The 12,386-nt window shown below is 61.9% G+C and carries 11 protein-coding genes; 8 read left to right on the top strand and 3 right to left on the bottom strand.

From position 1 onward, the window contains the following. The first annotated feature begins 64 nt into the window (after positions 1-64). The gene (locus AB5Y76_RS10665) at positions 65-715 is read left to right on the top strand and encodes a chromophore lyase CpcT/CpeT (RefSeq protein ID WP_064339158.1); all 651 of its coding nucleotides are present in this window, start codon (positions 65-67) and stop codon (positions 713-715) included. A gap of 110 nt (positions 716-825) precedes the next feature. Here AB5Y76_RS10665 and rpmE read toward each other — a convergent pair whose 3' ends face one another. Continuing rightward, the gene (rpmE, locus tag AB5Y76_RS10660) at positions 826-1,041 is read right to left on the bottom strand and encodes a 50S ribosomal protein L31 (RefSeq protein WP_368177723.1); all 216 of its coding nucleotides are present in this window, start codon (positions 1,039-1,041) and stop codon (positions 826-828) included. Between the two features lie 147 nt (positions 1,042-1,188). Between rpmE and priA the strand changes: the two genes are divergently transcribed. Then, positions 1,189-3,396, top strand: coding sequence for a primosomal protein N' (gene priA / locus AB5Y76_RS10655; RefSeq protein ID WP_263717994.1), 2,208 nt, complete (start codon positions 1,189-1,191; stop codon positions 3,394-3,396). A gap of 66 nt (positions 3,397-3,462) precedes the next feature. Here priA and AB5Y76_RS10650 read toward each other — a convergent pair whose 3' ends face one another. Continuing rightward, on the bottom strand, positions 3,463-4,554 hold the full coding sequence (locus AB5Y76_RS10650; RefSeq protein ID WP_263717995.1) for a hypothetical protein: 1,092 nt from the start codon (positions 4,552-4,554) through the stop codon (positions 3,463-3,465). Between the two features lie 286 nt (positions 4,555-4,840). Between AB5Y76_RS10650 and AB5Y76_RS10645 the strand changes: the two genes are divergently transcribed. From AB5Y76_RS10645 to dtd, 5 genes are all read left to right on the top strand, one after another. Then, the gene (locus AB5Y76_RS10645) at positions 4,841-6,274 is read left to right on the top strand and encodes an SDR family oxidoreductase (RefSeq protein WP_263717996.1); all 1,434 of its coding nucleotides are present in this window, start codon (positions 4,841-4,843) and stop codon (positions 6,272-6,274) included. A 169-nt stretch (positions 6,275-6,443) separates the two neighbouring features. Continuing rightward, positions 6,444-7,670: an aromatic amino acid transporter gene (locus AB5Y76_RS10640; protein ID WP_159162701.1), complete on the top strand. Its 1,227-nt coding sequence runs from the start codon at positions 6,444-6,446 to the stop codon at positions 7,668-7,670. 254 nt (positions 7,671-7,924) lie between these two features. Then, positions 7,925-9,166: a malic enzyme-like NAD(P)-binding protein gene (locus AB5Y76_RS10635; RefSeq protein ID WP_263717997.1), complete on the top strand. Its 1,242-nt coding sequence runs from the start codon at positions 7,925-7,927 to the stop codon at positions 9,164-9,166. Between the two features lie 176 nt (positions 9,167-9,342). Then, the gene (locus AB5Y76_RS10630; protein WP_005340664.1) at positions 9,343-10,215 is read left to right on the top strand and encodes a virulence factor BrkB family protein; all 873 of its coding nucleotides are present in this window, start codon (positions 9,343-9,345) and stop codon (positions 10,213-10,215) included. Positions 10,216-10,301: 86 nt separating this feature from the next. Then, the gene (gene dtd / locus AB5Y76_RS10625) at positions 10,302-10,739 is read left to right on the top strand and encodes a D-aminoacyl-tRNA deacylase (protein ID WP_263717998.1); all 438 of its coding nucleotides are present in this window, start codon (positions 10,302-10,304) and stop codon (positions 10,737-10,739) included. Here the strand turns inward: dtd and AB5Y76_RS10620 are convergent. Further along, on the bottom strand, positions 10,728-11,408 hold the full coding sequence (locus tag AB5Y76_RS10620) for a spermidine synthase (protein WP_263718009.1): 681 nt from the start codon (positions 11,406-11,408) through the stop codon (positions 10,728-10,730). The genes dtd and AB5Y76_RS10620 overlap by 12 nt on opposite strands. A gap of 51 nt (positions 11,409-11,459) precedes the next feature. Between AB5Y76_RS10620 and AB5Y76_RS10615 the strand changes: the two genes are divergently transcribed. Further along, on the top strand, positions 11,460-12,368 hold the full coding sequence (locus AB5Y76_RS10615; RefSeq protein ID WP_263717999.1) for a bifunctional GNAT family N-acetyltransferase/hotdog fold thioesterase: 909 nt from the start codon (positions 11,460-11,462) through the stop codon (positions 12,366-12,368). Positions 12,369-12,386 lie beyond the last annotated feature (18 nt).

Below are 12,386 nucleotides of genomic sequence, written 5' to 3'. Positions count from 1 at the left end.
ATGGCTGTTATTGGGGTAATTCGCTCATATAATCGCCGCCACTATGATGATTCGGAAGGATTCGATGGCAAAGTTGCTGGTGGCCGTATTCGGGCTGCTCTGTTCCTGTCTGGTGTTGGCAGGGCCGGCGCCTCAGGCTACCCCACTCAAGCCCGGTATGGAGCCGCTACTCAGCTGGTTCAACGGGGCCTTTACGAGCCGGGAGCAGGCCAGTTACGACAGCCGCTTTACCAGTGCCGAGCTGCGCCTGATGGAGATCTGGCCTGGCTATCAGGGCTATCGCTGGGTCTATGCCGAGCAGTATCTGAGCATGCGCTCCATCCGCCCCTTTCGCCAGCGTATTTATCGCTTCTCACCCGCCCCTGACGGGCGGATCCTGATGGCAGAGCTGACCATGCCTCGGGCTACCGATTTTGCCGGTGCCTGGCATGATCCCGCCCTGCTCGACAGCCTGACCCCACAGCAGCTCTCCTTGCGCCACGGTTGCGAGATCTGGCTGACACGCACTCCCTCCGGCGAATATGCCGGTCACACCCGGGTGGGCCACTGCTCCACCGATTTTGGTGGTGCCACGACGCTGGTGCAGCATATCTGGATTGGCCCCGACAGCGTCAGACTGCTGGATCGTGCCTATGACAACGCAGGGAGCCCGCGCTGGGGTAGCCCGGGTGAGGGCTATGTCTATTTGCGTCGTTCCAAAGGGTTTGGCCAGTAGATGCGAGAGCGTCTGGCTGCGGGAAAGGGGTAAACCATATTCAGGACGGGACAAAGACAATGAAAAAGGCGCCCATTGGGCGCCTTTTTCAGAATTCTTCAGAAGTAAAATTACTTCTTGGTGGTCATCGCACCGAAACGCTTGTTGAACTTGTCTACGCGGCCGCCGCTAGAAACTTCTTTCTGCTTGCCGGTGTAGAACGGGTGGCACTCGGAGCACACGTCCAGGTTCAGATCTTTACCGATGGTAGAGAAAGTGTTGATGATGTTACCGCAAGAGCACTTGGCGGTGATGGCTACGTAGTCAGGATGGATACCAGCTTTCATGGACAACCTCAATTAATAGGCCGTGTCGCCATCCGATCTCTTGTCGGACACCACACGATTGTTGAACACAGTTTCAAAGGCTGCGAATAATATAGGAAATGCCTGAGATCAGGCAAGTGGCTTCGCAGAAAAAATAGGCAACCCCTGGTGAATTCTTCCCAAACGCTGGATCTGGTTCGTGTCGCTGTCCCGGTACCGTTACGCCGTCACTTCGACTATCTCTCTCCCCTGCCGTTACCTGCCCCCGGTTGCCGGGTCGAGATCCCTTTCGGTCCCCAGACCCTGGTCGGGCTGGTGGTGGAACATCCGGCCGACAGCCAGGTGCCCCGCAACAAGCTCAAGCCCATCAAGCGTGTACTCGATGCGACGCCGGTGCTGGGGCCGGATATTCTGGCGCTGATGAACTGGAGCGCCAGCTACTACCAGCATCCGCTGGGTGAGGTGTTGCCTCACGCCCTGCCAGTGCTGGTGCGCAAGGGGGAGCCAGCTGCTTATCGAGAGCTGGAGTTCTGGTTTGCTACCGAGGCTGGCATGGCCATCGACCTTAACGAGCTCAAGCGGGCGGCAAAGCAGCAGCAAGCGCTCGCCTTGTTGCGCAAGGGGCCGCAGACACCTTCCGCCCTCAAGCAGGAGGAGATCCAGAGCGCAGCTCTCACCGCGCTGGAGAAGAAGGGGCTGCTGGAGAAGCGCTCGCTGGAGCCAAGCCATGACGGCGACTGGGCCGCCCGTTTTGAACCGGGGGAGGGGCTGCGCCTCAACGGCGAGCAGGCGCTGGCCGTCTCTGCCGTTACCAGCCAGAGCGACAAGTTCGGTGCCTTCCTGCTCGATGGCATCACAGGTTCCGGCAAGACCGAGGTCTACCTGAGCATCCTCGAGCCCTTGCTCAAGGCGGGCAAGCAGGCGCTGGTGATGGTGCCGGAGATCGGCCTCACCCCGCAGACCATCAACCGCTTCCGCCGCCGCTTCAACGTGCCGGTGGTAGCGATGAACTCCGCCATGAACGATCGGGAGCGGCTCGACGCCTGGCTCGCCTGCCGCGACGGCGGCGCCGCCATCCTGATCGGCACCCGCTCCGCGGTGTTCACCCCGTTTCACAACCTCGGCATCATAATCATCGACGAAGAGCACGACGGCTCTTTCAAGCAGCAGGACGGTTTTCGCTACCACGCGCGGGATCTGGCGGTGATGCGGGCTCATCGTGCCGGTATCCCCATCCTGCTTGGCTCGGCTACCCCGTCGCTGGAGACGCTGCACAACGCCCGCACCGGCAAGTATCACCACCTCAGCCTGACGCGGCGCGCCGGTAACGCCCAGACCGCCCGTCAGGTGATCCTGGATATCAAGAACGTGCGGCTGCAGGCCGGGCTCTCCCCCCAGCTGGAGCAGCTGATGGCGGAGCATCTGGCGGCGGGCAATCAGGTGATGCTGTTTCTCAACCGCCGTGGCTATGCCCCGGCTCTGATCTGCCACCAGTGCGGCTGGAGCGCCGCCTGCGAGCGTTGCGATGCCTGGTACACCTGGCATCAGGCCGGACGACGGCTGCACTGTCACCACTGTGACAGCGTGCGCCCGTTGCCACACCACTGCCCCGAGTGTGGCAGCAACGAGCTGATCGGATCGGGAGTGGGCACCGAACAGCTGGAACAGCTGCTTACCACAGTGTTCCCGCAATATCCGGTAGTGCGCATCGATCGGGACAACACCCGCCGCAAGGGGGAGCTGGAGACCCATCTCGGCGACATCAAGGCGGGCAAGTACAAGATCCTGATCGGCACCCAGATGCTGGCCAAGGGCCACCACTTTCCGGACGTGACGCTAGTGGGTCTGCTGGATGTGGATGGTGCCCTGTTCAGCGCCGATTTTCGCGCCGCCGAGAAGCTGGCCCAGCTCTACACCCAGGTGGCGGGCCGTGCCGGTCGCGCCAGCAAACCCGGGCTGGTGGTGCTGCAGAGCCACCATCCGGAGCACGCCCTGCTGCAGGATCTGACCCAGAACGGTTACGGCCACTTCGCCGATACGGCGTTGAAAGAACGCCGTCTGCTGGGGCTGCCGCCCTTCAGCTATCAGGGGCTGTTCCGCGCCGAGGCCAACGGCCGTGACGAGGTGCAACTGTTCCTCGCCCGCCTCGCCGATACCCTGCGCAGCGCCCGTTATCCCCACGTTCAGGTGCTCGGGCCCATCAGCGGCTTCATGGAGCGCAAGGCGGGCAAGTTTCGCATGCAGTTGCTGGTGCAGGGGCCGAATCGTGCACCGTTGGCCCAGCTGCTGGATTGGGCGGTGAAGGAGCTGGAAGGCTGGCCGGAAACCAAAAAGGTGCGCTGGAGTCTGGATATCGACCCCACCGAGCTGAGTTGATGGTGGCACCGGAGCCGGTCGCTGGCAGTTATCGTCAGCGACCGATGGGTGATTTCATTTCAAGGCTCAGACCCGCAGATCGATCTGCTGCACCCAGCCTCCTTTACCCTGTTCAGTGAGATAGAGGCCGGATTGGCGCAGCACCCCCTGATTGCCGCTCTCCCCCAGATGGGTGAAGGGGGTGTCGAGGGGGCGCAGCAGGATGGCGCCGATCCCCAGCTCCACCAGAGCGATGGGGGCGTGATCCGGATGCCAGAACTGCAGGGCTGAAAACTGGCTATCGTCCTCATCCAGCACCCCGTTGCCATCCTCATCCAGGGTGGCCAACTCGCCGAAGCCATTGCCGGAGCGAGCACCAAACAGCTCGCCCCCATCGTCTATGGTGCCGTTGCCATTGCGATCCAGCGCCACAAAGCCGCTCCCTTCACTCAAGCCCGGCAGGCTATCCTCTTTGCCATCCTGATCAATATCGAAAGTGACCCGTGCCTCGGTCAGATCGGCAATCTTGCCATCCAGACTCAGCACCAGCGGATCTTTGAGGGCATTGAGGGTGGTGCGCCGCTGGCTCACCTCCAGCTGGCGCCAGTCGAGCACAAAGCCGAGATCGAGCTGAATAGTCTGACCATCCCGAGTCGCTACGCTGGCCGATGCCACCACGTTGAGCTGCTCCTGTTGCAGCAGGGTGTCTGTCACCTCCACCAGTTGATCCGGCTCGGCGGCCTGAGCTGCTGCTTCTCCTTGGGTCACCCCTTCGCCCCCCTCTTCGGTGGGCTTGATCGGCTTGGGCAGCTCGATTTCGTGGCCCAGCATCGCCTCAATCATCAGCTTGATCAGCCGCTGGCGGTTATCCAGCCCATCGTCGGGAATGCCATCCTGCTCTTTGCCGACTTCCGCTGCGGGCGGGGCGGGAGGTGTTGCCGCTTGCTGGCTGGCGGCTGATTGCCTCGCGGTTTGCAGCATCAGGGCGCTGGTGAGGGTCAGAGTGCTGCTGCGTTCGCCGGCCACTGCCGTGTTGTTGCCCTCCGGTGGATTGACGGCGGGTGGCACTGGCCCGAGGTTGCGCACCTTGCGGCTCTGGGCCTGTTGTTGCCGGTATTGCACCTCCCCCTGGAGGTCGTAGTGATCGATGCGCATACATTCGCCCTCGGCGCTATACATCTGGTCAGTTATCGACCGGTTAGTGAGCAGGGCTTAACACCAAATCGGACTAATCAGGGAGGTGGTTAGTACTAGGTTGCAAGGTGGTGGCGTGGCAGGATGGCAAGAGACTGGATGGTGGCGCTGTAGTTGAACATTTTCAGGTAACGCGGCGCACTCTGGCTGACAAGCGGCATCGGTGAGGATAGGGAGAATTACATGAGAAATTGTCTGGTGATGGACGTGGCGGGCTATGGTGGATTCCTGTCTGGCGCCCCTTGCATCAATGATGTTGAGGGCTTCACTCATGCGTAATTGTCTGGTGATGGGAGCGGCGGGCTATATAGGCTCCTATCTGGTGCCCCACCTGCAAACCCTGGGCTACAAGGTGATTGCCGGGGCGCGCCGTCCCTGCCGCTTGCCTGAGGGAGTCGAGTTTCGCCTCGCCGACAGCCTCAAGCCCATCACTTTGCTGCCTGCGCTGGCGGGCATAGATACCGTTTTCTATCTGGTGCATGCCATGGGGGCGGGGGCCGATTTTCACCGGCTGGAGCAGCAGGGGGTGAAGAACTTTGCTGCCGCCGCCCGCGCCGCCGGGGTGCGCCGCATCATCTATCTCGGGGCAATCCAGCCGGAGCATTGCAACAGTCGCCATCTCAACTCCCGCCGCCACTGTGGCGAGCTGTTTCGCGAATCCGGTGTGCCTATGGTGGAGCTGCGTGCCGGCATCATTGTCGGGCCCGGCTCGGCGGCGTTCGAGGTGATGCGGGATCTGGTGTTCAACCTGCCGCTGATGGTGACACCCAAATGGGTGCGCTCGCGTACGCCGCCGATTGCGCTTTCCAACTTGCTGCACTATCTGGGTGGGCTGGTGGAAGCCGACGAGGTGGATGGCCGCATCTTCAATGCGGTCGGCCCAGAACTGCTCAGCTATCAACAGCAGTTGCAGAAGTTCGCCGCCCATATCGGCAAGCGTTGCCCTATCATTCCCATCCCGTTTTTGAGTCCGCGTCTCTCCGCCTGGTGGCTGCAGTTTGTCACCTCGGTGCCGCAGCCGGTGGCCAAGGCGCTGGTGGGCGGTCTCAAGCACGATATTCCGGCCGATGACGGCCCGCTGCGTGCCCTGCTGCCACAGACCCTGCTCAGCTTCGACGAGGCGCTGGCGGAGAGTCTGGCGCTGGAGCAGAAGCTGGGTGCCGAGCAGCAGGGGCAGGAGACGCCGCTCGGCCTGCGCTGGCGCCATCCCGAATATGGTTTCTACGACCGCACCGCCAGCGGCGATGCCATCTGCCTCGCCTCGCCCGAGGTGGTGTGGCAGGTGTTGCAGCAGCTGGGGGGTGAGCAGCGCTACTTCTACATGAACCAGCTGTGGGTGGTGCGCGAATGGATGGATCATCTGATCGGCGGCCCGGCCCGCACTCGTGGTCGCACCAATCCGGATTGCTTCGTGAAGGGTGACATGCTCGACTCTTGGCAGATCCTCGGGGTGGATGAGGGGCGCAGGCTCGATCTCTTGTTCAACATGAAGGCCCCGGGCGTCGGGCGGCTGGAGTTCAACATCCTGCCGGAGGAATCTGGCCTGACCCGCATCCGGGTCACAGCTCACTGGCACCCGCAGGGCGCCTGGGGGTTGGCCTACTGGCTCGCCATGTTGCCGTTCCACCTCTTCATTTTTCAGGGGATGACCGAGGCCATCGCCCGTCAGGCTGAGGCGAGGGCAGGTATCCCGGTGATGGATTAACCCCTATTCACACCATCCCCGCTGATAGAGTGCCCCGTTCGGGGCACTTTTTATGCGGCGGCCATGCCCGGTTATGGCAGATAGTGGTAGGCGTCTCATGGCAAAGGCTGGCATCATGCCGCGGTCTTGTTTACCGCGGATAGATAATCAGTCAGAAAAAGAAGGGATTATGAAGAAAAAACCGTCAATTTTGGGGGGCGCCTGCATCATTGCCAGCGTCTGCGTGGGAGCTGGCATGCTCGGTCTGCCGAGTTCGGGGGCGGGGGCCTGGACCCTCTGGTCGGTGCTGGCGCTGACCGTCACCATGGTGATGATGACCCTCTCCGGCTGGATGCTGCTGGAATCCTTCCAGCACCACGACATGCGGGTCTCCTTCAATACCGTGACTCGCGAGCTGCTGGGGGAGAAGCTCAATCTCCTCAACAACCTCTCGGTCTACTTTGTTGGCGGCATTCTGCTCTACGCCTATATCACCTCCTCCGGTGCCATCCTGCAGGGCATTCTGGGGATCGACAGCAAGCTCGCGTCCGTGCTGTTCGTGGCGCTCTTCTCTGCGGTGGTGTGGCACTCGACTCGCGCTGTTGACCGTATTTCGGTGGTACTGATCGCCTTCATGATCCTCAGTTTCGCCCTCGGGGTGGCCGGGCTGCTCGGCAGTATCAAGCTGCCGACCCTGCTCGATCTGGCGGGCAGCGAGAGTCGCTACGCCCCCTATGCCATGGCGATGCTGCCGGTGGCGCTCACCTCGTTTGGTTATCACCACTCTGTTGCCTCCCTGCGTGCCTACTACCAGAACGAGCAGCAGGCCAGATGGGCCATTCTGGGGGGAACCCTGATCGCGCTGGCGCTCTACGTACTCTGGCTGTTGGGGATCTTCGGCAACCTGCCCCGTCAGGATTTTGCTCCCGTGATTGCCAAGGGGGGTGACGTGAGTGTGCTGCTTTCCGCGCTTTCAGGGGTGATCGAATCGGAGAAGGTGGCCAGCGCCATCAACGGCTTCTCCATGGCGGCCATTCTCTCCTCCTTTATCGGGGTGGGGCTCGGGGTGTTCGACTATCTGGCTGATCTGTTCAAGTTCGACAACAGCCGCGCCGGTCGCTGCAAGACCTGGGCGGTCACCTTCCTGCCGCCGTTGGTGCTCTCCCTGCTCTTCCCGTTCGGCTTCCTGCTGGCCATCGGCTATGCCGGTGCCGCCGCCACCATCTGGACCTGCATCATCCCGGCATTGCTGGTGCTGCGCACCCGGGCGCGGGCCGAGCGGGGCGAAGTCACCCCCCATTTCGTCACCCCAGGCGGCAAGCTGATGGCCTGGCTGCTGATCCTGTTCGGATTGGCGACCGCGCTGTTCCACTTCCTGTCGATGGCAGATCTGTTGCCGGTCTATCTGGGCAACTGAGTCAGGTCTACAGCACTGGCAAAAAGGGCGGCAAGGCCAACTTGCCGCTCTTTTTGCGCCATTTTTATCCCACACGGCAGAATCTATAACTAAAGTGGTAGTTTTGGGTGGGGTAAGGTGCTGAAATAACTGGTCTGATCTGGCTGGCGGCAGCATGATCTGCTGGGCATGCCCACCGCTTTCTTTTATGATCCCCGCCCTTCTGCGTGCCCCCTGTCGGCACCTCATTTGCACCAACCACATCGGGGTCCCCCATGTCCGATCTGCGTCAAGAAGCACTCGATTACCACGCCCAGCCCGTACCGGGCAAAATTGCCATCGCCCTGACCAAGCCTGCCGAAACCGCCCGTGATCTGGCGCTGGCCTACAGCCCGGGTGTTGCCGAGCCGGTGCGCGAGATCGCCGCCAACCCGGCCGATGCCTATCGCTATACCGGCAAGGGCAATCTGGTGGCCGTCATCTCCAACGGCACCGCCATTCTGGGTCTGGGCAATCTGGGGCCGCTGGCCTCCAAGCCGGTGATGGAAGGCAAGGCCCTGCTGTTCAAGCGCTTCGCCGGTATCGACGCCATCGACATCGAGGTGAAGCACGAGACCAGCCAGCAGTTCATCGACACGGTAGCGGCTATCGCCGATACCTTCGGTGGCATCAATCTGGAAGATATCAAGGCGCCGGAGTGTTTCGAGATTGAACAGGCGCTGATCGAGCGCTGCGATATTCCGGTGTTCCATGATGACCAGCACGGTACCGCTATCGTCACCGCAGCCGGTCTGCTCAATGCGCTGGAAGTGCAGGGCAAGCAGATCAGTGACAGCCGCATCGTCTGCATGGGGGCGGGGGCTGCCGCCACCGCCTGTATGGATCTGCTGATCAAGTGCGGCGCCAGGGCGCACAACATCTTCATGCTGGATCGTCAGGGGGTGATTCACACCGGCCGCAGCGATCTCAACAAGTACAAGCAGCGTTTCGCCAACGAGACTCCGCTGCGCACCCTGATGGATGTCATCGAAGGGGCGGATGTGTTTGTCGGTGTTTCAGGCCCCGATGTGCTGCCCGCCGAAGCGGTCGCCCTGATGGCGCCCAACCCGGTGATCTTTGCCTGCTCCAACCCGGACCCGGAGATCAAGCCGGCGCTGGCCCACGGAGTGCGCAGCGACCTCATCATGGGCACCGGCCGTTCCGACTACCCGAACCAGATCAACAACGTGCTCTGCTTCCCCTTCATCTTCCGCGGTGCGCTCGACGCCCGTGCCAGCCGCATCAACGATGCCATGAAGATTGCTGCGGTCGAGGCGATCCGCGCGCTTGCCAAGGAGTCGGTGCCGGCCGAAGTGCTGACCGCCGCCGGGGTGAGCGAGCTCGCCTTTGGCAAGGATTACGTCATTCCCAAGCCGATGGATGCCCGTCTGCTGCCACGGGTTGCCCGCGCCGTGGCGCTGGCGGCGGTCGCCTCTGGCGTCGCCCGCATCGAGCTGCCTGCGGACTACATGCTGTAATCCGGCGTTGCAAACGGCCCCATAGCGGGGCCGTTTTTATTTCTGCTTCTGGCGACAGCCAGAGACGCCATCGGGGCGACAGGTTGGGGCAGATGGAGGCAAATCGGGTTCAAAGGTGGTCAAACAGCGCTCTCCTCTGACACAATATTGCCACTATGACGCTAACGAGAATCAAGATGCAGCAGCCTGTCAGCGGCCGTTTGGCCCACGCCCTCTCCTTCTTGCGCCATGATGGTCGCCACTTTGCCCAGTTTGTCTGGGGCCGTTTCCAGCAGGACAGATTGACGGTTACCGCCGGTTATCTGGCCTATGTCACCCTGCTTTCGCTGGTGCCGATGATCGCCGTGGTCTTTGGCATGATGTCCGCCTTCCCGGTGTTCCAGAGCCTCAAACAGGCGATGGAGCAGTTCGTCTACCACAACTTCGTGCCGACCGCGGGCGACATGCTCAAGGAGTACATCGACGGCTTCGTCGCCAATGCCACCAACACCACGGCAGTGGGGATTGGGGCGCTGGTGGTGGTGGCGTTGATGCTGATCTCCGCCATCGACAAGAACCTCAACTACATCTGGCGTTCGACCCAGGGCCGCCCGCTGGCGCAGGCCTTTGCCATGTACTGGATGATCCTGACCCTGGGGCCCGTGCTTATCGGGGCCAGTATCGCCATCTCCTCCTATATCTTCTCGCTGCGGCTGTTTGGCGCCGAGAGCCTGTTCGGTATCGGTTATCTGCTGTTGCGCGGTTTGCCGTTCCTCTTCTCGGTGCTCACCTTCCTGCTGGTCTATACCGTGGTGCCGAACTGCAAGGTGCGGCTGATCCACGCCTTTATCGGTGCGCTGGTAGCGGCGACCCTGTTCGAGCTGGCCAAGCGCGGCTTTGCCATCTACATCACCAACTTCCCCTCCTATCAGGCCATCTACGGCGCGCTGGCCACCATCCCGATCCTGTTTGTCTGGGTCTATCTCAGCTGGCTGGTGGTGCTGCTGGGGGCTGAAACCACGGCCTGCCTCGGTGAATATGAGAAACCGGCGAGTGAGGAGCTTGGCTAAGCCATCGCCTTGCCCACCGGTTTATTGGTAGCATCGACGACCGCCCCTGCGAGGGGGCGGTCGTTCTGTTTTCAAAGGAGAGGGATGTGATTGCATTGATTCAGCGGGTCAGCGAGGCCAGCGTGACCGTCGAGGGGGAGGTGACCGGCGCCATCGGTCAGGGATTGCTGGTGCTGCTCGGGGTGGAGCAGGGGGATGATGAGGCCAAGGCCGACAAGTTGCTGCATCGGGTCAGTGGTTATCGCATCTTTCCGGATCAGGAGGACAAGATGAACCTGAATGTCAGCCAGATCGGCGGCAGCCTGCTGGTTGTCTCCCAATTCACGCTGGCGGCGGATACCAAGCGAGGGATGCGTCCCAGCTTCTCCTGCGGAGCTCACCCGAGCGAGGCCGAGCGCCTCTATGACTACTTCGTGGCCAAGGCCGCCGCCAGCGGCATCCCGACCGAAACCGGCCGTTTTGCCGCCGACATGAAGGTAGCACTGGTCAACGAGGGACCGACGACCTTCTGGCTACAGGTCTGAGGATGTTTCGTCCCGCGGTGTGACGTGGACGATCACGTTGATAAGCCCCGCTACCGGATAAGGGGTGGCGGGGCCAATCCACTGTTCGATCAGCGTCAGGGCGTGGGTTAGCTCCAGCGCGGTGCGCGGCAGCAGGTTGATCACCAGGGTGCCGCAGAGGCGGGGAGCCAGCGCCCGGTAAAGCCGCTCCTGAAACAGCAGCAGCGGGTTGCCATCCTGACTGAAGAGATCGAGCAGGATGAGGTCGTACTGCTGCTCGCTCTGCTCGAGAAAGGCGAGGGCATCGGCCTGATGGAGTGCCGGAACGGTGCGTTCATCGCTCTCCTGATGCTGGAAAAACTGCTGATAAACGGTCAGTACCTCTTCGTCGAGGTCAACGCACTCGTGGCCGGCATCGGGCCAGCGTTGGCAGAGATGGCGAGTGAGATCGCCGCCCCCCAGCCCGAGTTCGAGGATCTGCCCGGCCTGTTCCGGCAGCAGGCAGGCGATGACCCGTTGATGGGGCAGACAGAGGGTCGCGGGGTCGGCGAGCGACATGGCGGATTGCACCACGCCGTCTATCTCCAGCCAGCGGTGCTGGTCATTTTCCTGTACCGTGAGGCGGCGCTGGGGTTTGACGCTGAGGTGCAACAAGTGATCGGCTTGGTACGCTTGCAGATTGAAGTCCATGAATTTGCACGGCAAGATGGTTTCCGACCAGTGTAACTCAAGGATGAAACTATGTACCGGGTAGTCACCCCTCAAACGGCAGCCGAGCTGGATGCCTACTACCAGTTGCGCTGGGAGCTTCTGCGTAAGCCCTTCAATCTGCCCGTCGGTTCCGAGCGGGACGAATACGACACGGTCGCCATTCACCGGTTGATGCTGGCACCCGATGGCACTCCCATCGCGGTAGGCCGCCTCTTTATCGGCGGCGACGAGGCACAGATCCGCTTTATGGCGCTGCGGCCCGAATATCGCGGCCAGGGGCTGGGTGCCCGAATGGTGGAGGATCTCGAGCAGCTGGCCCGCAGCGAGAAGGTGAAACGGCTGGTGATGAACGCCCGTCAGGAGGCGGTGGAGTTCTATCGCAAGTGCGGTTTTCTCGAAGTGGGGGGCGGCCCCGTCTCCTTTGGTCGGATTCCCCATCGCCAGATGATCAAATCCCTGAGCCCGTTGCAGACTATCCAGTACCGGCCGGAGTGGTGTCAGGATCTCACCACCCGCTGGTCGCGCGGGGTACCCATCAGCGAGAAGATGGGGATGCACATCAGCCACTACGATGGCCAGACTTTCCATCTCAAGGCCAATCTGGCGGCCAATTTCAACGTGCATGGCAGCATGTTCGCCGGCAGTGTCTACAGCCAGTGCGTGCTGGCAGGCTGGGGGCTGATCTGGTTGCAGCTTAAAGAGGAGGGGCTGGTGGGCGAGCCGGTGCTGGCCGAGAGCACCATCAAATATCATGGCCCGGTCGATGAGGAGCCGGAGGCGCGAGTGGCCCGCGAGGGGATGCCCGCCGTGCTGCAGCCACTCAAACGGGGCGAGCCTGCCACCTTCAGCCTCAAGATCCAGCTGTTCAGTGGCAGCAAGCTGGCGGCGGAGTTTTGCGGTCACTACGTGGTGCAGCCGCCCCGCCGCCCGGGCCAGTAACCGCGTCGTTTCCCCATC

Source organism: Aeromonas sp. R1-2, from assembly GCF_040908505.1.
Classification (GTDB): Bacteria; Pseudomonadota; Gammaproteobacteria; order Enterobacterales; family Aeromonadaceae; genus Aeromonas; species Aeromonas veronii.
Note: the sequence above shows the minus strand (reverse complement) of the source record. Positions and strands in the feature narration are given on the sequence as shown.

Excerpts from the sequence above, each read along its gene's own strand:
- AB5Y76_RS10630 (WP_005340664.1), top strand. The coding sequence starts at position 9,343 with ATGCAGCAGCCTGTCAGCGGCCGTTTGGCCCACGCCCTCTCCTTCTTG.
- AB5Y76_RS10645 (WP_263717996.1), top strand. The coding sequence starts at position 4,841 with ATGCGTAATTGTCTGGTGATGGGAGCGGCGGGCTATATAGGCTCCTAT.
- AB5Y76_RS10615 (WP_263717999.1), top strand. The coding sequence starts at position 11,460 with ATGTACCGGGTAGTCACCCCTCAAACGGCAGCCGAGCTGGATGCCTAC.
- AB5Y76_RS10620 (WP_263718009.1), bottom strand. The coding sequence starts at position 11,408 with ATGGACTTCAATCTGCAAGCGTACCAAGCCGATCACTTGTTGCACCTC.
- AB5Y76_RS10650 (WP_263717995.1), bottom strand. The coding sequence starts at position 4,554 with ATGTATAGCGCCGAGGGCGAATGTATGCGCATCGATCACTACGACCTC.
- AB5Y76_RS10640 (WP_159162701.1), top strand. The coding sequence starts at position 6,444 with ATGAAGAAAAAACCGTCAATTTTGGGGGGCGCCTGCATCATTGCCAGC.
- rpmE (WP_368177723.1), bottom strand. The coding sequence starts at position 1,041 with ATGAAAGCTGGTATCCATCCTGACTACGTAGCCATCACCGCCAAGTGC.
- AB5Y76_RS10635 (WP_263717997.1), top strand. The coding sequence starts at position 7,925 with ATGTCCGATCTGCGTCAAGAAGCACTCGATTACCACGCCCAGCCCGTA.
- AB5Y76_RS10665 (WP_064339158.1), top strand. The coding sequence starts at position 65 with ATGGCAAAGTTGCTGGTGGCCGTATTCGGGCTGCTCTGTTCCTGTCTG.